Origin of the sequence: Xanthomonas sp. NCPPB 3005, from assembly GCF_041228095.2 — a bacterium.
Taxonomy (GTDB): Bacteria; Pseudomonadota; Gammaproteobacteria; order Xanthomonadales; family Xanthomonadaceae; genus Xanthomonas_A; species Xanthomonas_A bonasiae.
The window spans coordinates 3,022,469-3,042,379 of record NZ_CP166096.2 but is presented as its reverse complement, the minus strand read 5'-3'; the positions used below and the strand labels follow the sequence as shown (position 1 = coordinate 3,042,379).

The following is a 19,911-nucleotide window of genomic DNA, read 5'->3' as shown; positions in this document are numbered from 1 at the left end:
TGCGCCCATGCCCAACGTTCTCGCCCTCGTCACCAGCTTCGTGCCGCCCGCGCTTCGGTGCCAGGCCGCCTGCTGCGCGGGCATTACCACCGGTATTACCACCCACACCATTCGCCCGGTGCGGCCCGTCGTTTTCGCGTAACTGTCGAAACCCACGGCCCCGCACCCGGATCAGGATGCGGGGGAACCCGTCGGCCTGATGCGAGCGGGGCCTCCACTCCGAGGTCTCCCATGCCGTCCCCCGCCGTCGCTTCCGCTCCCGCCGCAGACCCCGCGCTCGCCGCGCGCACCGTCGTCCACAAGTTCGGCGGCACCTCGGTGGCCGACGCCGAACGCTATCGCCATGTCGCGCAGTTGCTGCTGGCGCGCCCGGAAACCCTGCAGATCACCGTGGTCTCGGCGATGAAGGGGGTGACCGATGCGCTGATCGGGCTGGCCGAACTGGCCGCCAGCGAGAACAGCGACTGGCGCGAACGCTGGCACGAGACCCGCGCGCGGCACCGCGCCGCGGCGGTGTCGCTGCTCGGCGAGCATGCCGGCGTCACGGTGGAATGGCTGGATGCGCGCTTCGACCATCTCGCCGAGATCCTCGGCGCGCTGGCGGTGATCGGCGAACTGCCGCGCGAGGTGCTGGACCGGGTGCAGGGCCTGGGCGAGGTGTATTCGGCGCAATTGCTCGGCGAGCATCTGCGCGCGCTGGGCGAGGATTGCGCGGTGCTGGACGCGCGTGAGGTGCTGGTGGTGGATCGCGGCGAACTGGGCGTGGACGTGGATTGGGAGACCAGCGCGGCGCGCCTGTCGACGTGGCGCGCGCAGCATCCGCAGCAGCGTGTCGTGGTCACCGGCTTCGTCGCCCGCGACCGCGCCGGCCGCATCACCACGCTGGGCCGCAACGGCAGCGACTACTCCGGCGCGATCTTCGCCGCCCTGTTCGATGCCGACGAATTGCATATCTGGACCGACGTGGACGGCGTGCTGTCGGCCGACCCGCGGGTGGTGCCCGAAGCGGTGCAACTGGAAACGCTGAGCTACGACGAGGCCTGCGAGCTGGCCTATTTCGGCGCCAAGGTGGTGCATCCGCAGACCATGTCGCCGGCGATCGAGCGCGGCCTGCCGATCATCATCCGCAACACCTTCCAGCCCGAACATCCGGGCACCCGCATCACCGCCAGCAGCGCCAGCAGCGGCCCGATCAAGGGCCTGACCCTGAGTCCGGACCTGGCGGTGCTGAACCTGGAGGGCACCGGCCTGATCGGCGTGCCCGGCACCGCCGAGCGCGTGTTCGCCGCGCTGCGCAACGCGCGGGTGTCGGTGGTGATGATCTCGCAGGGCTCCTCGGAGCATTCGATCTGCTGCGTGGTGCGGCAGAACGAATGCGAGCGCGCGCGCGACGCGTTGCTGTCGGCGTTCGCGCACGAGCTGGTGGTCGGCCAGGTGCAGCGGGTGCAGCTGACCACCGGCATCAGCGTGCTGGCGGCGGTCGGCGACGGCATGGCCGGGCAGCCGGGCGTGGCCGCGCGCCTGTTCGAATCGCTGGGCCGCGCCCAGGTCAACATCCTGGCGATCGCGCAGGGCTCGTCGGAACGCAACATCTCGGTGGCGATCGACAGCGCGCACGCGACCAAGGCGCTGCGCGCGGCACACGCCGGGTTCTGGCTGTCGCCGCAGACCTTCTCGGTCGGGGTGATCGGCCCGGGCAACGTCGGCGCGGCGCTGCTCGACCAGCTGCGCGTGGCACAGCCGCAGTTGCTGGCCAAGGCCAACCTCGACCTGCGCCTGCGCGCGATCGCCTCGCGCAGCGCGATGCGCCTGGAACCGCGCGCGATCGGCGGCGACTGGCGGCAGGCCTTCGCCAGCGGCCAGCAGCCCACCGACCTGGACGCGTTCACCGCGCACCTGCTGTCGGCGCACCTGCCGCATGCGGTCATCATCGATTGCAGCGGCAGCGCCAATGTCGCCGACCGCTACGCCGACTGGCTCGCCGCCGGCATCCATGTGGTCACCCCTAACAAGCAGGCCGGCGCCGGGCCGCTGGCGCGCTTCCATGCGATCCGTGCCGCCGCCGAGAGCAGCGGTGCGCGCTTCCGCTACGAGGCCACGGTCGGCGCCGGCCTGCCGGTGATCACCACGCTGCGCGATCTGGTCGACACCGGGGACGAAGTGACCGCGATCGAGGGCATCTTCTCCGGCACCCTGGCCTGGCTGTTCAACAAGTACGACGGCAGCGTGCCGTTCTCGCAACTGGTTACCGATGCGCGCGGCATGGGCTATACCGAGCCGGATCCGCGCGACGACCTGTCCGGCACCGACGTGGCGCGCAAGCTGGTGATCCTGGCGCGCGAGGCCGGGCGCGAGCTGAGCCTGGAGGACGTGGCGGTGGAGAGCCTGGTGCCGGAGGCGCTGCGCCAGGCCAGCGTGGAGGATTTCATGGCGCGCCTGCACGAAGTGGACGCGGCGTTCGCGCAGCGCCTGCAGGCGGCCAGGGCGCGCGGCTGCGTGTTGCGCTACGTGGCGCAGCTGGCGCCGGACCGCGCGCCCAGCGTCGGCCTGGTGGAACTGCCGGCCGAGCATGCCTTCGCCAACCTGCGCCTGACCGACAACGTGGTGCAGTTCACCACTCGCCGCTATTGCGACAATCCGCTGGTGGTGCAGGGCCCCGGCGCCGGTCCGGAAGTCACCGCCGCGGGCGTGTTCGCCGACCTGCTGCGGGTGGCGGCGGGCGAGGGCGCGCGGCTGTGAGCCAGGCGCAGACCTCGCTGGCGCCGCACGCCGCCGCCCGCGCCTTGCCGCGCGAGGCGCGCGAGGCGCGCGCGTTCGCGCCGGCCTCGGTGGCCAACGTGGCGGTGGGCTTCGACCTGCTCGGCTATGCGGTGGAGGGCGTCGGCGACACGGTCACCGTGCGCCGCATCGACGCGCCGCTGGTGCGCGTCGCCGCGATCCGCGGCACCACGGTGGCGTTGCCGCTGGAGGCCGCGCGCAACACCGCCGGCGCGGCGCTGATCGCGCTGCGCGAGGCGCTGGCGCTGCCGTTCGGTTTCGAACTGGAGATCGACAAGGGCATTCCGCTCAGCTCCGGCATGGGCGGTTCGGCGGCGTCGTGCGTGGCGGCGCTGGTGGCGGCCAATGCGTTGCTGGACGCGCCGTTGTCGCGCGAGCAGCTTTATCCGTATTCGCTGGAGGGCGAGGCGGTGGCCAGCGGCAGCCGCCACGGCGACAACCTCGGCCCGATGTTCCTGGGCGGGCTGGTGCTGTCCACGCTGCAGCAGATGGTGCCGGTGCCGGTGCCGGCGGCCTGGCACAGCCTGCTGGTGCACCCGGACGCGGTGCTGGAGACGCGCCGCGCGCGCGAGGCGCTGGCCGGCGACTACCGGCTCGGCGAGTTCGTCGCGCAGAGTTCCAATCTGGCGCTGGTGCTGGCGGGGTGCCACGCGGGCGACGAGCAGTTGGTACGCGTCGGCTTGCGCGACGTGCTGATCGAGCCGCGGCGTGCGCCGCTCATCGTCGGTTTCGATGGGGCCAAGGAAGCGGCGCTGGCGGCGGGCGCGATGGGCGCGAGCATTTCCGGCGCCGGCCCCAGCGTGTTCGCCTGGTTCGCGACGCGTGCGGCGGCGGAGGCGGCTGCGCCGGCGGTGCAGGCGGCATTCGCGGCGGCCGGCTTCGACAGCCAGCATTGGGTATCGCCGCTGCAGTGTCCGGGCGCCCGATTGCTGTAGCGGCGCGTAGCCGAGCTGTTGCTGTTGCTGTTGCTGTTGCTGTTGCTTTCGAGGTTGTTTTTGCTGTTGCTTTTGCTGTTGCTGTACCGGGTTCCCTTCCGCAGCGGCGGCCATGGCGGGGAAAAACCCCGAAGGGGCGGCGCACATGGATGTGCGCCGTTCGCGGCAGGGGCAGGATGCCCCTTCCGCGAATCCCCGTCATGGACGCGGACCCGGAGCGCGCAGCGCGGAGGGCGCTCGGCAGGGCGCGCTTTCTTTTGGTTACTTTTCTTTGCGCGAGCAAAGAAAAGTGACTCGCCGCAAGGCGAAAGCCTTTGCCTTTGCCTTTGCTTTTGCTTTGGTTTGAAGATTCAAATCAAGAGCAAGAGCAAGAGCAAGAGCAGGAGCAGGAGCAGGAGCAGGAGCAAAGCTTCCGCTGGCGCGGGTCACTTTTCTTTGCTTGTGCAAAGAAAAGTAACCAAAAGAAAGCACACCCGGGCGGCGCGCCCGCGCTACGCGCGGGTCCGCAAGCAGGATGGGAATTTTCGGAAGGCACATCCATGTGCCTGCCGAAAACGACGCGCATCCTGCGCGTCGCCCCCTGCGGGGGTTGTACCCATCCTGCTTGCCGCGCCTCACGGGAGATCGAAAAGCAAAAAAAGCAACAGCCGAAGCAAGGGCAGAGCAACAACAAGAGCAACGACAAGAGCAGCAACCAAGCAGTGCCACAGTCACGGATGACAGCGCGATCGAACTCCCCCTGTTGATGGAACCACCATGAACTTCATTTCCACCCGTAATGCCGCGCCCGCCGCCAGCCTCAGCCAGGCCATCGCCGCCGGCCTGGCGCCCGATGGCGGGTTGTACGTGCCCGAGCGCATGCCGCCGGTGCGCGAGCTGCAGGCCGGCGCCAGCCTGGCCGAGACCGCGGCGACCCTGCTGGCCCCGTTCTTCGACGGCGACGCGCTTGCCGCCGAGCTGCCGGCGATCTGCGCCGAAGCCTTCGATTTCGATGCGCCGCTGCAGCCGCTGGCCACGCCCGGCGACCATGCGCTGGAGCTGTTCCATGGGCCGACCGCCGCGTTCAAGGACTTCGGCGCGCGCTTCCTCGCCGCCTGCCTGGCCCGGCTGCGCCGCGATGCCGCCACGCCGCTGACCATCCTCGTCGCCACATCCGGCGACACCGGTGCGGCGGTGGCCGCCGCGTTCCATCGCCAGCCCGGCCTGCGCGTGGTGGTGCTGTATCCGGACGGGCGCGTGTCGCCGCGGCAGGCGCACCAGTTGGGTTGCTTCGGCGACAACATCCAGGCGCTGCGCGTGGCCGGCTCGTTCGACGACTGCCAGGCGCTGGTCAAGCAGGCCTTGAACGATGTCGAACTGCAGGCGCAGGCGCCGCTGAGTTCGGCCAACAGCATCAGCCTGGGCCGCTTGCTGCCGCAGATGAGCTATTACGCGCATAGCGCGCTGGTGCATTACGCCGGGCGCGCGCAGCCGCTGAACCTGGTGGTGCCGACCGGCAACCTCGGCAATGCGCTGGCTGCGATCCTGGCGCGCGAACTGGGCGTGCCGCTGGGGCGCATCGTGCTGGCGACCAACGCCAACCACGTGCTGCCGGACTACTTTGCCGGCGCCGACTACGCGCCGCAGCCCAGCGTGGCCACCGTGGCCAATGCCATGGACGTCGGCGCGCCGAGCAATTTCGAGCGCCTGCGCTGGCTGTATCGCGGCGACGATGCCGCGCTGCGCGCGCAGTTCCAGTCCTATTCGGTGGACGACGCGCAGATCCGCCAGCTGATCGGCGAGCGCTTCCGCCGCTACGGCGAGGTGCATTGCCCGCATACCGCGACGGCGTTGCACGTGTTGCAGCAGATCCGCGCCGAGGGCGCGGAGGCCGATGCCGGCGATTGGGCGGTGGCGGCGACCGCGCATCCGGCCAAGTTCGAGGCGGTGGTCGAGCCGCTGATCGGTCAGCCGGTGCCGGTGCCGCCGGCGTTGGCGGCCTTGTTGCAGCGACCGGCGCACGCCGAGCCGATCGCGCCGGACTACGCGGCGCTGCGCGCGCGCCTGTTGGCCGGCTGAGATCTGCCGCCGCCTGACCCGGCGGCGGCACCGCTGTCCGGGCCGCCGCGCCGCCGCCTGCGTCCCGCGCGCACCGTGGCGCGCGGTCCGGGGCGCAGCTCAGTCCTGATCCTGCGGCTGCAGCCGCAACCAGGCGGCCTGCACCACGCTGCGCACCTGCAGCCAGTCCAGGCGCGAGCGGGGATGGTCGCGCAGGAACACGTCGCGCAGCTGCGGGGCGACGTCCTCGAAGCGCTGGCCGTGGTACTTCAGGTAGGCGTCGTAGGCCAGTTTCAGCGCCGGCTCGTAGTCGGCGAACGCATGCCCGGGCTGATGGAACGGAGCCTGGGCGAAGTGCGCCTTCCAGAAGTCCAGTTCTCTTTCGCGATCCAGCATCACGCAGGCGCGGGGGTCTTGCGGCACATCGATGGCGACGAACATGGTTGCCCTCCCGTTGGTTCCCCCCTCCGGCACCGCGGCGCCGCCGCAGGTGTATCGCGGCGCAAGTCTATGCCCGCGCGCGTGGCAAGGCATGGCTCGGGTCTGAAGCATTCATGGAGATGTCGCCGGGCGGCGTTCGCGCCGATCCGGAGGCGTCGGCTCGCTCGGGTTGTCCAGCCAGGCGCAATCTGCGTCGGGAGCCCAAAGCGTTCGCGGGCGGGCACGGCGGGTTGTCCACAGCGGATGTGGAGCGTTGCCCTGGAAACCTGTGGATAAGTCGGTGCGGCCCCGGTGGTGCAAGGTGTAGACAGGGGCTGGCGAAAAAATCGCCGCCGTCGTCCTGCTCAGTCCTCGTCGGACGCCAGCCGGTGCAAGGCGGCGAAGTCGCGGATCTCGACCACGTGCAGCTGCGGCAGCGCGATCAGGCCTTGCTGGCGCAGCTTGGTGAAGGTGCGGCTCACCGTTTCCATGGTCAGGCCCAGATGATCGGCGATGTCGCCGCGGCCCATCGGCAGGGTCACCTTGTTGCCCGAGTCGCCCTGGCGCGCCGCGCGTGCGGCCAGTTTGAGCAGGAAATCGGCCAGCTTCTCGGACGGCTGCAGCCGCGCCAGTGCCAGCGCCGCGTCCTGCGCGGCGTCCAGTTCCAGGCAGGCGCGTTGCAGCAGCTTGCGTTCCAGCTGCGGGAACTGGCTGCGCAGCTGCTGCATCTGCGCCACCGGGACCCGGCACACGCGGCTGTCGGCGATGGCTTCGATGTCGTGGCGGTGCTTGGCCGATTCGCTGAGCCCGACGTAGTCGCCCGGCAACACGAAGCCGGCCACCTGGCGGCGGCCGTCGGCCAGCGTGCGCACCAGGCGCAGGGCGCCGGCGGTGACGGTATAGACCGCCTGCCGCGCTTCGCCGGTGCGGGCCACGGTGGCGCCGGCGGCGTAGGCGTGCGAGGTGGTCGCCCGTTCCAGCGCCTGCACCTCGTCGCAGGCCAGCGCCGAACAGATCGCCAGGTGCCGCACCGCGCAATGCAGGCACTCGTGCGCGCGCGGATCCCGTGCCGCGGCGGGCTCGGCATAGGGCAGGGCGAATCCGGAAGGAGGCCTGGTCATGGGCGTGGCAGCGGCGTCGGCACCGGGGAATGATACGACGATGCGGCCGCCAGCAGTCGGTGCGGCTAGAATTGGCGTCCGCTCGCCCCCGAATCGCAGGAGTTTTGCACGTGATCAAGCCCCGTACGCCGCCCGGCATCATGGAATTGCTGCCGCGCGAGCAGATCGCGTTCCAGCGCATGCTGGACGTCATCCGCCGCAACTACGAGCGGTTCGGGTTCCTGCCGGTGGAGACGCCGGTGTTCGAACTGTCCGACGTGCTGCTGACCAAGTCCGGCGGGGAGACCGAGCGCCAGGTGTACTTCGTGCAGTCCACCGGCGCGCTGGCCAACGCTGCGGCCGACGCCGGCGGCGAGGGCGGCTTGCCGGAGCTGGCGCTGCGCTTCGACCTGACCGTGCCGCTGGCGCGCTACGTGGCCGAGCACGAACACGAGCTGAGCTTCCCGTTCCGCCGCTACCAGATGCAGCGCGTGTACCGCGGCGAGCGCGCCCAGCGCGGCCGTTTCCGCGAGTTCTACCAGTGCGACATCGACGTGATCGGCAAGGATGCGCTGAGCATCCGCTACGACGCCGAAGTGCTGGCGGTGATCCACGCGGTGTTCGCCGAACTGGGCATCGGCGCGTTCGCGGTGCAGTTGAACAACCGCAAGCTGATGCGCGGCTTCTTCGAGAGCCTGGGCGTGGCCGAGGGCGAGCGCCAGCTGGCGGTGCTGCGCGAGGTCGACAAGCTGGACAAGCGCGGCGCCGACTACGTGCGCGAGACGCTGGCCGGCGAAGGCTTCGCGATCCCGGCCGAGCAGGTCGAGCAGATCCTGGCCTTCGTCGCGGTGCGCTCCAGCGGCCACGACGACGCGCTGGCGCGGCTGGACGCGCTGGCTGCGGCCGCCGAGTCGAGCGCGACGCTGCGCGAGGGCGTGGCCGAGTTGCGCGAGGTGCTGGCCCTGGTCAAGGCGCTGGGCGTGCCGGAAACCGCGTACTGCCTGAACTTCTCCATCGCCCGCGGCCTGGACTACTACACCGGCACCGTCTACGAGACCCTGCTGACCGACTACCCGCAGATCGGCTCGATCTGCTCGGGCGGGCGCTACGAGGACCTGGCCAGCCACTACAGCAAGTCCAGGCTGCCGGGCGTGGGCATCTCCATCGGCCTGACCCGCCTGTTCTGGCAGCTGCGCGAGGCCGGGCTGATCGACGGCATCGCCTCCAGCAGCGTGCAGGCGATGGTGGCGCTGATGGACGAGGCCAAGCTGGACGACGCGCTGGACATCGCCCGTCGCCTGCGCGCGGGCGGGATCAATACCGAAGTGCAGATGGAGCCGAAGAAGGTCGGCAAGCAGTTCCAGTACGCCGCGCGCGCCGGCATCCGCTTCGTGGTGCTGGCCGGCGACGACGAACTGGCGCGTGGCGTGGTCGCGGTCAAGGACCTGGTGCGCGAGCAGCAGTTCGACGTCGCCCGCGACGAACTCGCCAGCACCCTGCTGGTCGAGCTGGAGCAGGCCAAGGTCATGCCCTGAGCGGGCCGGCAGGGCCGGGGATGGCGCAGCCTGGACGGGCGCGCCGCATGTCCCTTGTAGGAGCGACTTCAGTCGCGACGCGGATGACCAGAGCCTGCCGCCACTGAAGCCGCACACGCAACGGCGAGCACAATGCGCGTTCGCTGTTGCACCCAGGCGTTCCCGTGGCGGCGGCCGGAGCGGTGCGTGCACCCTTGGCCGATGCGATCGCTGCGAGCGCCTGTCGCGGCTGAAGCCGCTCCTGCAGGGAGCGGTATGCCTGCGTTGCAGGAGCGGCTTCAGCCGCGACAGATCGCATGGCGACCTCGCGCCCATCAAGGGCCGAACACAACAATCGCAGAACGCCCGCACGCCGCGGCTTGACCCGGTCTGTCCAATCGCGCTAATGTACTAACACGCTATTACATTATCGCAATGAAACAACGACCCGCCACGCAACCCGATCGCGACAGCGACACCTCGTTCAAGGCGCTTTCGCGCGCCCTGGCCCACCTGAGCAAGCCGCAGGAGGTCGCCGCGTTCCTGCAGGACCTGTGCACGCCGGCCGAGCTGGAGGCGATGTCCGATCGCTGGCGGGTGGTGCCGCTGCTGCTCAAGGGCGTGCCGTACCGCGAGATCCACGAGCTGACCCAGGTCAGCGTGACTACCATCGGCCGCGTCGCGCGGACCCTGGAATACGGCGCCGGCGGCTATGCCACGGCGCTGCGCCGGCAAGCGGCGCGCCCCTCCGATTCCCATTGAGATGTCCTGATGAGTGCTTCCCTGGCAGCGCCGGCGCGTGACCGGCTGCGTATCGCGATCCAGAAGAGCGGCCGCCTGGCCGAGCCGGCGCGGGCGGTGCTGGCCGCCTGCGGGCTGAGCTGGCGCGAAAGCCGCGACAAGTTGTTCTGCTACGGCGAGTCGCTGCCGGTGGACCTGTTGCTGGTGCGCGACGACGACATCCCCGGGCTGATCGCCGACGGCGTCTGCGATTTCGGCATCGTCGGCCGCAACGAGCTGGAAGAGCAGGCCGGCGAGCGCCGCCGCAATGGTCTGCCGGAGGCCTACCGCGCGTTGCGCGGGCTGAACTTCGGCCAGTGCCGGCTGATGCTGGCGGTGCCCGACAGCTGGGAGTGGACCGGCTCGGAACAACTGCAGGGCAAGCGCATCGCCACCAGCTATCCGGCGGTGCTGGCCGACTGGCTGGAAGCGCGCGGCCTCGACGCGCAGGTGGTGGAGCTGTCCGGCTCGGTGGAGATCGCGCCACGCCTGGGCACTGCCGACCTGATCTGCGATCTGGTCTCCAGCGGCGCGACCCTGGCCGCCAACCAGCTCAAGCCGGTGGAGACGTTGCTGGAAAGCGAGGCGGTGCTGGCCGGGCCGGTGCGCGAACCGGGCGACGCCCGCGCCGGGCTGGCGGCGATGCTGCTGCGCCGGCTCGACGGCGTGCTCAAGCTGCGCGACAGCAAGCTGCTGATGTTCCGCGCTTCGCGCGACCACGTCGCCGAACTGACCCGGTTGCTGCCCGATGCCGACCCGCTGGTGCAACTGCCCGGCGACGCCGACGGCCCGCTGCACTTGCAGACCATGTGCCACGGCGCGATCACCTGGCAGCGCATGGAGGAACTGGAGCGCGCCGGCGCGCAGGGGCTGATGGTGTTGACGGTGGAGCGTTCGCTGGCATGAACCGACTGGACTGGAATTCGCTCGACGCGCAGGCGCGCACGCAGGCTCTGACCCGGCCGGCGCAGACCGTCGCCGCGCAGACTCGCGCCGCGGTGGCGCAGCTGCTGGACGACGTACGCAGCCGCGGCGACGCCGCGCTGCGCGAGATCACCGCGCGTTTCGACGGCGTGGTGCTGCAGCATTTCGAGGTCGGCGCCGACGAGTTCGCCGCCGCCGAAGCGGCTGTACCTGCGGTGCTGCGCGAGGCGATGGCGCAGGCCGCGGCGCGGATCGAGACCTTCCACCGCGCCGGCATGACCCAGCCCTATGCGGTGGAAACCGCGCCGGGCGTGGTCTGCGAGCGGGTGGTGCGGCCGATCGGTCGGGTCGGCCTGTACGTGCCGGCCGGCAGCGCGCCGCTGCCGTCCACCGCGTTGATGCTGTGCGTGCCGGCGGCGCTGGCCGGCTGCCGCGAGGTGGTGCTGTGCACGCCGCCGCGCGCCGACGGCTCGGCCGATCCGGCGGTGCTGGTCGCCGCAAAGCTGACCGGCGTGGACCGCGTGTTCAAGCTCGGCGGCGCGCAGGCGATCGCGGCGATGGGCTTCGGCACCGAGTCGGTGCCGTCCTGCGACAAGCTGTTCGGACCGGGCAACGGCTACGTCACCGAGGCCAAGCAGCAGGTGGCGCAGGCCGGTGCGGCGGCGATCGACATGCCGGCCGGCCCGTCCGAGGTGCTGGTGATCGCCGATGTCGGTGCCGATGCCGCGTTCGTCGCCGCCGACCTGCTGTCGCAGGCCGAGCACGGCCCGGATTCGCAGGTGCTGCTGCTGTCCGACAGCGCCGAGCTGATCGATGCGGTCGAGAACGAGATCGAGCGCCAGCTGGCGACGCTGCCGCGTGCGGCGATCGCGCGCCAGGCGCTGGCCGCGTCGCGGCTGATCCAGGTCGGCACGCTCGAGGATGCCTTCGCGATCAGCAACCGCTATGCGCCCGAGCACCTGATCCTGGCGCTGCGCGAGCCGCGCGGCTGGCTGGAGCGGGTCGAGGCGGCCGGCTCGGTGTTCCTCGGCGACTACACCCCGGAAGCGCTGGGCGACTATTGCAGCGGCACCAACCACGTGCTGCCGACCAACGGCGCGGCGCGCGCCTACAGCGGGGTCAGCGTCGCCAGTTTCCAGAACTTCGTCAGCGTGCAAAGCGCCAGCCGCGCCGGCATCGCCGCGATCGGTGCCTGCGCGGTGACCATGGCCCGCGCCGAGGGCCTGGACGCGCATGCCAATGCGGTGGCGCTGCGCATGGAGAAGGCGGCATGAGCGCGCACAACGGAATGCAGATGCCGGGATCGATGCTGGCGCTGGTCCGCCAGGACCTGCGCGACTTCGCAGGCTACTCCTCGGCGCGCAGCAGCGCGCTGCACGGCGAGGTCTGGCTCAACGCCAACGAATCGGCCTGGGCCAACCCGGCCGACCGCGACGCCGGCAACCGCCGCTATCCGGATCCGCAGCCGCCAGCGTTGCGTGCGGCCTTGGCATCGCTGTACGCCTGCGCGCCGGAGCAGTTGCTGCTCGGCCGCGGCAGCGACGAGGCCATCGACCTGCTGCTGCGCGCGCTGTGCGAGCCGGGCCGCGACGCGATCGTGATCACCCCGCCGGTGTTCGGCATGTATGCGGTCTGCGCGCGCCTGCAGAACGCGCGCATCGTCGAAGTGCCGTTGCGCGAGGACGTGGCCGGACTGGTGACCGACGTCGATGCGGTGGTCGATGCGGCACTGAGCCAGATGGCCAAGCTGGTGTTCCTGTGCTCGCCGGGCAATCCCAGTGGTGCGGCGATCCCGCTGGCCGAGATCGAACGCGCCGCCGAGCGCCTGCACGGGCGCGCCTTGCTGGTGGTCGACGAGGCCTACGGCGAATTCTCCGATGTGCCGTCTGCGACCACGCTGCTGGCGCGTCACGCCAATCTGGCGGTGCTGCGCACATTGTCCAAGGCGCATGCGCTGGCTGCGGCGCGGATCGGCTGCGTGATCGCCGATCCGGCGCTGATCGCGGTGCTGCGCCGCTGCCAGGCGCCGTATCCGATTCCGGCGCCATGCACGCAGCTGGCGCTGGCTGCGCTACAGGCCGAGCCGTTGCGCCAGACCGCGGCACGCGTGGCCGAGATCCGCCGCGAGCGCGAGCGCATGTCCACCGCACTGGCCGCGCTGCCCGGCGTGCGCCGCGTGTATCCGTCGCAGGGCAACTTCCTGCTGCTGCGCTTCGACGATGCCGAAGCCGCGTTCCGCGCCTTGCTCGGCGCTGGCGTTGTGGTGCGCGACCAGCGTGCCGCGCCGACCCTGGGCGATGCGCTGCGCATCACCCTCGGTACCGCGGAGCAGAACCAGCGCGTGCTCGGCGCGCTGCAGGCGGGGAGGGCGGCGGCATGACCCCGATCCTGTTCGTCGACCGCGACGGCACCCTGATCGAGGAGCCGGCCGACTTCCAGATCGACGCCTACGAGAAGCTGCGCTTCGTGCAGGGCGTGATCCCGGCGATGTTGAAATTGCGCGATGCCGGCTACCAGTTTGTCATCGTCACCAACCAGGACGGCCTGGGCAGCGAAGCCTATCCGCAGGCCGCGTTCGACGGCCCCAACGACCTGATGCTGCAGATCTTCGCCAGCCAGGGCATCGCTTTCCGCGAGGTGCTGGTCGACCGCAGCTGGCCGGCCGACAACGCGCCCACGCGCAAGCCCGGCATCGGCCTGATGCTGCCGTACCTGCAGGACCGCAGCATCGACTGGGCGCGTTCGGCGATGGTCGGCGACCGCCTCACCGACATCCAGTTCGCCGACAACCTGCGTATCCGCGGTTTCCAGCTGAAGACCGAACAGTTCGGCGGCGACTGGGACTGGGCCGGCATCGCCCACGAACTGGCCGATGCGCCGCGCCGCGCCAGGGTGCAGCGCGACACCAAGGAAACCCGGATTGCGGTCGAGATCGACCTGGACCTGGCGCGCGACCCGCACTGCGCCACCGGCCTGCCGTTCTTCGACCACATGCTTGAGCAGATCGGCAAGCACGGCGGCTTCGCGCTGGACGTGCGCGCCGAGGGCGACCTGCATATCGACGAGCACCACACCATCGAGGACACCGGCCTGGCGCTGGGCCAGGCCTTGCGCCAGGCGCTGGGTGACAAGCGTGGCATCGGCCGCTACGGCTTCACCCTGCCGATGGACGAGACCCTGGCCAGCGCCGCGCTGGATTTCAGCGGCCGCCCGTACTTCGTGTTCGAAGGCGAGTTCAGGCGCGAGCGCGTCGGCGACATGCCGACCGAACTGGTGCCGCACTTCTTCCGTTCGCTGTGCGATGCCGCTGGCCTGAACCTGCACCTGCGCGTGCACGGCGACAACGACCACCACAAGGTCGAGGCCTGCTTCAAGGCGCTGGCGCGCGCCCTGCGCCAGGCCGTGCGCCGCGAGGGTGCGGCGCTGCCTTCGACCAAGGGCGTGCTGTGATGCGCGCAGGTGCTTCGAGGACGCTGCGATGACCGATGTCGCCCTGATCGATGCCGGCGGCGCCAACCTCGGGTCGGTGCGTTACGCGCTCGAACGCCTGGGCGTGGAAGCCAGGCTGGTGCGCGACGCCGCCGGGCTGCAGGGCGCCGACCGGGTGATCCTGCCCGGCGTCGGCGCTGCACCCCACGCGATGGCGCGGTTGCGCGAGCAAGGGCTGATCGAGCCGCTGCGTGCGCTCGAGGTGCCGCTGATCGGCATCTGCCTGGGCATGCAGCTGCTGTTCGAGCATTCCGAGGAAGGCGATGTCGATTGCCTGGGCCTGCTGACCGGCGTGGTCCGGCACATGCCGCCGGCGCTGGGCATCCGCATCCCGCACATGGGCTGGAACCGGCTGCTGCCGATGCGTCCGTCGCCGCTGCTGGACGGCCTGCCGGACACCGCCACCGCCTACTTCGTGCATGGCTACGCCGCACCGGTGACTGCCGACACCGTCGCCGCCTGCGACCATGGCGGCCTGTTCACCGCGGTGGTGCAACGCGGCCGCCGCTGCGGCGCGCAGTTCCACCCCGAGCGCTCGGCGAGCACCGGCGCGCGCATCCTGCGCAACTTCCTCGAGACCGATTTCCCATGAGCTTCATCGTCTATCCCGCGCTGGACATCCGCGACGGCCGCGTGGTGCGGCTGGCGCAGGGCGATTACGCCCGCGAAACCCACTACGGCGACGATCCGCTGCCGCGCGCGCAGGCCTTCGCCGACGCCGGCGCAGGCTGGATGCACCTGGTGGACCTGGACGCGGCGCGCGCCGGTGGCTACACCCTGGCGCCGCTGCTGGGCCAGATCGGCGCGCAGACCGGACTGCAGGTGCAGACCGGCGGCGGGGTGCGCTCGCGCGCCGACGTGCAACGCATCCTCGACGCCGGCGCCGCGCGCGTGGTGATCGGCTCGCTGGCGGTGCGCGACCGCGAGTCGGTGCTGGAATGGCTGGCCGAGTTCGGCGCCGAGCGCATCACCGTGGCGCTGGACACGCGGCAGGACGCGCAGGGCGTGTGGCGGTTGCCGGTGCTGGGCTGGACCGAGACCTCCTCGCTGACCCTGGAAGCGTTGGCGGTCGAGTACGCCGCTGCCGGGCTGAAACACCTGCTGTGCACCGACATCGCCCGCGACGGCATGCTGTCCGGGCCGAACCTGGAGCTGTACGCCTACCTGCGCCGGATCGCGCCGGGCGTGCACGTGCAGGCCTCCGGCGGTATCCGCGACGCCGCCGACGTGCGCGCCGCGCGCGAGGTCGGCTGCGCCGGCGCGGTGCTCGGCAAGTCGCTGCTGGAAGGCCGGCTGCGCCTGGACGAGGCGCTGGCATGCTGAGCCGGCGCATCATCCCGTGCCTGGACGTGCGCGACGGCCGCGTGGTCAAGGGCGTCAAGTTCCGCGACCACATCGACATGGGCGATATCGTCGAACTGGCCTTGCGCTACCGCGACCAGGGCGCCGACGAGCTGGTGTTCTACGACATCGGCGCCAGCCCGGAAGGGCGCTCGGTCGACTACGCCTGGGTCGAGCGCGTGGCGCGGTTGATCGACATCCCGTTCTGCGTGGCCGGCGGCATCCGCGACGTGGCCACCGCACGTGCGGTGCTGCATGCCGGCGCCGACAAGATCTCGATCAATTCGCCGGCGCTGGAACGGCCGGCGCTGATCGCCGAACTGGCCGAGGCGTTCGGCGTGCAATGCGTGGTGGTCGGCATCGATTCGATCCGCGAGGACGACGGTGAATGGCGCGTGCGCCGCTTCACCGGTGATCCCAGCAAGACCCAGGCGCTGCGCGTGCGCACCGTGGATTGGGTGGTGGAGGCGCAGCAGCTGGGCGCCGGCGAGATCGTGCTGAACTGCATGGACAACGACGGCGTACGCCGCGGCTACGACATCGCCCAGCTGTTCGAGGTGCGCTCGCTGTGCAAGGTGCCGCTGGTCGCCTCCGGCGGCGCCGGCGAACTGCAGCACTTCGCCGACGTATTCGAGCAGGCCGACGTGGACGGCGCCCTGGCCGCCAGCGTGTTCCACAGCGGCGCGATTCCGATTCCCGACCTCAAGCGCTTCCTGCGCCAACGACAGATCGAGGTGCGCGATGGCGCATGAGCACGAAGCCGCCGCCGCGACTGCGGATGCGGATGCGGAACTGGACTGGAGCAAGGGCGATGGCCTGCTGCCGGTGGTGGTGCAGGACGCGGCCACGCTGCGCGTGCTGATGCTCGGCTACATGAACGCCGAAGCGCTGGCGGCGACCCGCGCCAGCGGCAAGGTCACCTTCTACAGCCGCAGCAAGCAGCGCCTGTGGACCAAGGGCGAAAGCTCGGGCAACACCTTGGACCTGGTGTCGATCGAGACCGATTGCGACCGCGACACGTTGCTGGTGCTGGCGCATCCGCACGGCCCGACCTGCCACCTCGGCCGCACGAGCTGCTTCCCGCAGGCGCCGGGCCAGTTCCTGGGCGCGCTCGACCGCCTGGTCGCGCAACGCGAACGCGAGCGTCCGCCGGGCAGCTACACCACGCAATTGTTCGAGAAGGGCACGCGGCGCATCGCGCAGAAGGTCGGCGAGGAAGGCGTGGAGACCGCATTGGCCGGCGTGGCGCAGGACGATGAAGCGTTGCTCGGCGAATCGGCCGACCTGCTGTATCACCTGACCGTGCTGCTGCGCGCGCGCGGCCTGGCGCTGGCCGACGCGGTCGCGGTGCTGGAAGCCCGGCACAAGTAGGCTGGCGCGGCGGCAGCCAGCGTCGTGCCGCGACGGTGGCTGCCATCGCGGCCTGTTTCGATCGCAGGACTCCACGCACGTCGCCGCGCGGCGCAGTGCTCACCTGCCTGCCGACTGTCGCGGCATCCTCGCTGGTGCAGCTGGCGACGATCGGCGGCAGCGTCTACCGGGAGCGCGACGGCCACGTGGGTCGCAGCACCGGCGAGCGCGGCATCGCCGGCGTGCAGGTGTCGACGGCGTGCACATCGTGCGGACCGATGCGCCGGGCCGCTACAGCCTCACGGTGGAGCAGGGGTGCGCGGTGTTGGTGATCGAGTCCGACGGCTGCTCCGCCGGCCTGATGCCGCTTGACAACGACCATGGCCATCCATAAGCATCCGCATGCCGGCGATGCTGGGCGCGGAATGCCGCAGTGCCGGGATGCTTGGGCCACGCACAGCGCTTGCGCCGATCAACTCACATGCAATGGAGATGCAATGGCAGGTAAGCTGGATGCAACCGCCGCCGATCCGGGCGATGCGCTTCCTGAGCGGTACGCCGACCTCGGCCGGACACCGAAAGCGCGTATCCCATGTCTCCAATGGAACCGCCATGTTCCTTGGAGCCGTGCCACCCGCAGGCTTGAGCGCCAGCCGAATGCGCTAGTCGGGGATCGGCAGGGGGGCGTCGGGAGTCACGCGTGGTTGAACAGGCGGTTGGTGCGTCGGTGTTCCCGCAGGTCCCTGCACACCGAGATCGTCGCTTCCGGCTGCAACCGGCGACCGTATCTGGGTTTCCTGATCATCGGCGACGCTATGACAACGCGCGGGCGATGCCGCGTGCCGTCGTGAGTTCCCAGGCGAGAGAGTCCGGCGGCGCCCTCCAGCTGGCGCGCGTCATCAGGCGGCTCAAGGAGCAGGTGCTCCCCGGTGAGCTGGGCGCGGAGACCGTCGAACACCTTGTGCGCCGCTACTCGCGCGTGCGCCCGCCGGCGCTGGAGCTGGACATGCAGAGCCGGTACGACGCGGGCTGGCCGCAGGCATTCGAGGACGAGCGAGGCCGGCTGCTGGAGGCATTGGTCGGCGAGGACGTGGTCGGCATCGAACATATCGGAAGCACGTCCATTGCCGGCCTGCCGAGCAAGAACATCCTGGACATCGCGGTGGCGACCGGCGCATCGCTTCCGGCCGAGCGCCAGTCGCGGATATTGGCCGGGCTCGGCTATCAGGCGTATGGCGAAAGCCCGATCGATGCGGGGTTCTCGTGGCATTGGCGCATCGGCCAGGACGGCGGCCGCTCGTTCGTCGTGCACACCTGTGCCGCCGACAATCCTCGATTCGCCGACATCCTGAATTTCCGCGACTTCCTGCGCGCCTTCCCGGAGGAGCGGCAGGGCTACCTGGACCTCAAGCAGGCGCTGGCGGCGGTGCCCGGTCAGACCTGGATGGAATACAGCGTGTTCAAGAAAGTCCTCGTCGTGCGGATCACCGCGCGCGCCAACGCGTGGCGCATGCGCAACTGACATGCCCGCAACCGCCGTCGCGACGCACGCTCTCCGCTTTCAGACGCAACCCGGTGCGGCATGAACGCTTCGCATAGTTTGATCGCCCTGCGTTGCCTGGTCCGGCGCGAGGTCGCGCACATGTTCCGCATGTGGGTGCAGACCTTGGTCCCGCCCCTGGCGATGATGGTTCTGTACTTCGCGATCTTCGGCAAGCTGATCGGAAGTCGCATCGGCACCTTCGACGGGTTCAGCTATGTGCAATTCATCGCTCCCGGCCTGGTGATGATGTGCATCATCACCAACAGCTACGCCAACGCTTCCAGCGCGTTCTATTTCATGCGCTTCAACCGCGCGATAGAAGAGCTGCTGGTATCGCCGATGCGCGATTGGACGATCCTGCTGGGCTATGTGACCTGTGCGGTGGTGCGCGGTTTCCTGGTCGGCGGCCTGGTGTTGCTGGTCGCGTTGTCGCTGACCTCGCTGCGCATCGCGCATCCCTCCATCGTCTTCCTGTCGGCACTGCTGGCCGCCACGATCTTTGCCCTGGTCGGCATCATCGTCGCCATATACGCGAAGAACTTCTACGACACCGGGCACGTGTCGACCTATGTCCTGACGCCGCTCTCCTATCTCGGCGGCGTGTTCTATCCGGTCGGCCTGCTGGGCGAACCCTGGCAGAGCATTTCGCGGCTCAATCCGCTCATGCACATGATCAGCGCGTTCCGTTATGGCGTGCTGGGCATGGACACGGCGGGCATCGGCACTTCGCTTGTGGTGATGCTGTTGTTCATTATAGGCTTGGCCGCCTTCGCGCTGACGCTGCTCGGCAGAGGCATCGGCATCAGGTCCTGAGCATCGTGGGGAAGCGTGCGCGGGACGCAGCGGCGATGATCGGCCACCAGGATCAGGTATCTCGCGACATGAAGATCATCGATGCATCGCTCGCACCCGAGCGAGTGGAAGCCGCTCTGGAACAGCAGGTGTATCGGGACGACCGATGCGACGTGCGCGTGCGCGACCTCATCGAGGTGTTCCGACGCGCGGGCAAGCGCGTCTTCATCATCGGAGGCACGCCGAGGGATTGGCTCGCAGGCCGGCCGGCCAAGGACATCGATGTGGCGCTGGACTGCGGCCTGGACGAAACGCACCGCCTGCTGTGCGACGCCTATCCCGGTACCGACGCCGCTGCGCTGCGCATGCGCAACGACCGTTTCGGCGTCCTGCGTTGGGGCGACGCCGCTTCAGGCGCGGTGGACATCAATATCCTGCGCAGTTGGAAGGACATCCAGAACGGCGACATGTGGAACACGCGTTTCGTCGCGCGCGCCGATCTGACCGAGGACGCGCTCATGCGCGACTTCTCGGTCAATGCGTTCTACTACGACTGCGCCGAGCGGGTCCTGCTCGATCCCCTGGGCTGCGGCGTCGGCGATCTGCACGAAAAATCGCTCAGACTCATCGCCCATCCTCGCGTGCTGGAAGCCAGTTACCGGATGACCTTCCGCATCGCCCAATTCCTCAGCCGCGGCTACTCGGCCACCAGCAACGTGCTCGCCTATCTGGACAGTCACGCCGATCGCGACATCCAGGGCATGGGCACGCGCATCCGGCGATGGACTCCCGAGCATCTGCGTGTGGAGAGCGACCAGCAGGAGGCGTTCAAGCGCGCGCTCTATGCGCACGCCCGCCAGCCGGCCTCGATCGACACGCTGGATTCCTTCTTCGCCTGAGAGGCTCGC

20 protein-coding genes are annotated in these 19,911 nt (G+C 69.9%); 18 read left to right on the top strand and 2 right to left on the bottom strand.

Features of this window, described 5'->3' with window-relative positions; all coding sequences use genetic code 11:
* The first annotated feature begins 231 nt into the window (after positions 1 to 231).
* The 5 genes from thrA (at position 232) to thrC (ending at position 5,771) form a co-directional block, all read left to right on the top strand.
* Positions 232 to 2,739, top strand: a complete 2,508-nt coding sequence (thrA, locus tag AB8810_RS13135) for a bifunctional aspartate kinase/homoserine dehydrogenase I (RefSeq protein ID WP_369913860.1) — start codon at positions 232 to 234, stop codon at positions 2,737 to 2,739.
* Between the two features lie 17 nt (positions 2,740 to 2,756).
* Positions 2,757 to 3,713: a homoserine kinase gene (locus tag AB8810_RS13130; RefSeq protein WP_369916670.1), complete on the top strand. Its 957-nt coding sequence runs from the start codon at positions 2,757 to 2,759 to the stop codon at positions 3,711 to 3,713.
* 112 nt (positions 3,714 to 3,825) lie between these two features.
* Positions 3,826 to 4,059: a hypothetical protein gene (locus AB8810_RS13125; protein ID WP_179564298.1), complete on the top strand. Its 234-nt coding sequence runs from the start codon at positions 3,826 to 3,828 to the stop codon at positions 4,057 to 4,059.
* Positions 4,028 to 4,459, top strand: a complete 432-nt coding sequence (locus AB8810_RS13120; protein WP_369913859.1) for a hypothetical protein — start codon at positions 4,028 to 4,030, stop codon at positions 4,457 to 4,459. The genes AB8810_RS13125 and AB8810_RS13120 overlap by 32 nt, the downstream gene beginning before the upstream one ends.
* A gap of 10 nt (positions 4,460 to 4,469) precedes the next feature.
* Complete coding sequence (gene thrC / locus AB8810_RS13115; RefSeq protein ID WP_191826992.1) at positions 4,470 to 5,771, top strand: threonine synthase; 1,302 nt, start codon at positions 4,470 to 4,472, stop codon at positions 5,769 to 5,771.
* A 99-nt stretch (positions 5,772 to 5,870) separates the two neighbouring features.
* Here thrC and AB8810_RS13110 read toward each other — a convergent pair whose 3' ends face one another.
* The gene (locus AB8810_RS13110) at positions 5,871 to 6,191 is read right to left on the bottom strand and encodes a hypothetical protein (protein WP_179564302.1); all 321 of its coding nucleotides are present in this window, start codon (positions 6,189 to 6,191) and stop codon (positions 5,871 to 5,873) included.
* A gap of 344 nt (positions 6,192 to 6,535) precedes the next feature.
* On the bottom strand, positions 6,536 to 7,201 hold the full coding sequence (locus AB8810_RS13105) for a helix-turn-helix domain-containing protein (RefSeq protein WP_179565575.1): 666 nt from the start codon (positions 7,199 to 7,201) through the stop codon (positions 6,536 to 6,538).
* A gap of 200 nt (positions 7,202 to 7,401) precedes the next feature.
* On the opposite strand from AB8810_RS13105, the gene hisS reads away from it, so the two are divergent.
* From hisS to AB8810_RS13040, 13 genes are all read left to right on the top strand, one after another.
* Positions 7,402 to 8,805: a histidine--tRNA ligase gene (gene hisS, locus AB8810_RS13100; RefSeq protein ID WP_369913858.1), complete on the top strand. Its 1,404-nt coding sequence runs from the start codon at positions 7,402 to 7,404 to the stop codon at positions 8,803 to 8,805.
* 414 nt (positions 8,806 to 9,219) lie between these two features.
* Positions 9,220 to 9,546 (top strand): YerC/YecD family TrpR-related protein, encoded by a 327-nt coding sequence (locus tag AB8810_RS13095; protein ID WP_179564306.1) that lies wholly within the window; start codon positions 9,220 to 9,222, stop codon positions 9,544 to 9,546.
* A gap of 9 nt (positions 9,547 to 9,555) precedes the next feature.
* Positions 9,556 to 10,470, top strand: a complete 915-nt coding sequence (gene hisG, locus AB8810_RS13090) for an ATP phosphoribosyltransferase (RefSeq protein ID WP_179564308.1) — start codon at positions 9,556 to 9,558, stop codon at positions 10,468 to 10,470.
* On the top strand, positions 10,467 to 11,762 hold the full coding sequence (gene hisD / locus AB8810_RS13085) for a histidinol dehydrogenase (protein ID WP_369913857.1): 1,296 nt from the start codon (positions 10,467 to 10,469) through the stop codon (positions 11,760 to 11,762). Before hisG ends, hisD begins: the two co-directional genes overlap by 4 nt.
* 20 nt (positions 11,763 to 11,782) lie before the next feature.
* Entirely contained in the window at positions 11,783 to 12,868 is a 1,086-nt protein-coding gene (gene hisC / locus AB8810_RS13080; RefSeq protein WP_369916669.1) for a histidinol-phosphate transaminase, read from the top strand.
* Entirely contained in the window at positions 12,865 to 13,938 is a 1,074-nt protein-coding gene (gene hisB / locus AB8810_RS13075; protein ID WP_206230908.1) for a bifunctional histidinol-phosphatase/imidazoleglycerol-phosphate dehydratase HisB, read from the top strand. Before hisC ends, hisB begins: the two co-directional genes overlap by 4 nt.
* Before the next feature lie 28 nt (positions 13,939 to 13,966).
* Entirely contained in the window at positions 13,967 to 14,569 is a 603-nt protein-coding gene (hisH, locus tag AB8810_RS13070) for an imidazole glycerol phosphate synthase subunit HisH (RefSeq protein ID WP_206230907.1), read from the top strand.
* Positions 14,566 to 15,300, top strand: a complete 735-nt coding sequence (gene hisA / locus AB8810_RS13065) for a 1-(5-phosphoribosyl)-5-[(5-phosphoribosylamino)methylideneamino]imidazole-4-carboxamide isomerase (protein ID WP_369913856.1) — start codon at positions 14,566 to 14,568, stop codon at positions 15,298 to 15,300. Before hisH ends, hisA begins: the two co-directional genes overlap by 4 nt.
* The gene (hisF, locus tag AB8810_RS13060; RefSeq protein ID WP_206259233.1) at positions 15,294 to 16,070 is read left to right on the top strand and encodes an imidazole glycerol phosphate synthase subunit HisF; all 777 of its coding nucleotides are present in this window, start codon (positions 15,294 to 15,296) and stop codon (positions 16,068 to 16,070) included. The genes hisA and hisF overlap by 7 nt, the downstream gene beginning before the upstream one ends.
* Positions 16,060 to 16,689 (top strand): bifunctional phosphoribosyl-AMP cyclohydrolase/phosphoribosyl-ATP diphosphatase HisIE, encoded by a 630-nt coding sequence (gene hisIE, locus AB8810_RS13055; RefSeq protein ID WP_369913855.1) that lies wholly within the window; start codon positions 16,060 to 16,062, stop codon positions 16,687 to 16,689. The genes hisF and hisIE overlap by 11 nt, the downstream gene beginning before the upstream one ends.
* 679 nt (positions 16,690 to 17,368) lie before the next feature.
* Entirely contained in the window at positions 17,369 to 18,190 is an 822-nt protein-coding gene (locus AB8810_RS13050; protein ID WP_369913854.1) for a GrpB family protein, read from the top strand.
* A gap of 60 nt (positions 18,191 to 18,250) precedes the next feature.
* Complete coding sequence (locus AB8810_RS13045) at positions 18,251 to 19,024, top strand: ABC transporter permease (protein ID WP_369913853.1); 774 nt, start codon at positions 18,251 to 18,253, stop codon at positions 19,022 to 19,024.
* A gap of 68 nt (positions 19,025 to 19,092) precedes the next feature.
* Positions 19,093 to 19,902 (top strand): CCA tRNA nucleotidyltransferase, encoded by an 810-nt coding sequence (locus tag AB8810_RS13040; RefSeq protein WP_369913852.1) that lies wholly within the window; start codon positions 19,093 to 19,095, stop codon positions 19,900 to 19,902.
* Positions 19,903 to 19,911: the final 9 nt, after the last annotated feature.

What these genes read in the sequence shown, in the direction of transcription:
- hisG (WP_179564308.1), top strand. Translation starts at nt 9,556, where the DNA reads ATGAGTGCTTCCCTGGCAGCGCCGGCGCGTGACCGGCTGCGTATCGCG.
- hisD (WP_369913857.1), top strand. Translation starts at nt 10,467, where the DNA reads ATGAACCGACTGGACTGGAATTCGCTCGACGCGCAGGCGCGCACGCAG.
- AB8810_RS13040 (WP_369913852.1), top strand. Translation starts at nt 19,093, where the DNA reads ATGAAGATCATCGATGCATCGCTCGCACCCGAGCGAGTGGAAGCCGCT.
- AB8810_RS13045 (WP_369913853.1), top strand. Translation starts at nt 18,251, where the DNA reads ATGAACGCTTCGCATAGTTTGATCGCCCTGCGTTGCCTGGTCCGGCGC.
- hisF (WP_206259233.1), top strand. Translation starts at nt 15,294, where the DNA reads ATGCTGAGCCGGCGCATCATCCCGTGCCTGGACGTGCGCGACGGCCGC.
- AB8810_RS13125 (WP_179564298.1), top strand. Translation starts at nt 3,826, where the DNA reads ATGGCGGGGAAAAACCCCGAAGGGGCGGCGCACATGGATGTGCGCCGT.
- hisIE (WP_369913855.1), top strand. Translation starts at nt 16,060, where the DNA reads ATGGCGCATGAGCACGAAGCCGCCGCCGCGACTGCGGATGCGGATGCG.
- thrC (WP_191826992.1), top strand. Translation starts at nt 4,470, where the DNA reads ATGAACTTCATTTCCACCCGTAATGCCGCGCCCGCCGCCAGCCTCAGC.
- hisB (WP_206230908.1), top strand. Translation starts at nt 12,865, where the DNA reads ATGACCCCGATCCTGTTCGTCGACCGCGACGGCACCCTGATCGAGGAG.
- hisH (WP_206230907.1), top strand. Translation starts at nt 13,967, where the DNA reads ATGACCGATGTCGCCCTGATCGATGCCGGCGGCGCCAACCTCGGGTCG.
- AB8810_RS13110 (WP_179564302.1), bottom strand. Translation starts at nt 6,191, where the DNA reads ATGTTCGTCGCCATCGATGTGCCGCAAGACCCCCGCGCCTGCGTGATG.
- thrA (WP_369913860.1), top strand. Translation starts at nt 232, where the DNA reads ATGCCGTCCCCCGCCGTCGCTTCCGCTCCCGCCGCAGACCCCGCGCTC.
- AB8810_RS13095 (WP_179564306.1), top strand. Translation starts at nt 9,220, where the DNA reads ATGAAACAACGACCCGCCACGCAACCCGATCGCGACAGCGACACCTCG.
- hisA (WP_369913856.1), top strand. Translation starts at nt 14,566, where the DNA reads ATGAGCTTCATCGTCTATCCCGCGCTGGACATCCGCGACGGCCGCGTG.
- hisC (WP_369916669.1), top strand. Translation starts at nt 11,783, where the DNA reads ATGCCGGGATCGATGCTGGCGCTGGTCCGCCAGGACCTGCGCGACTTC.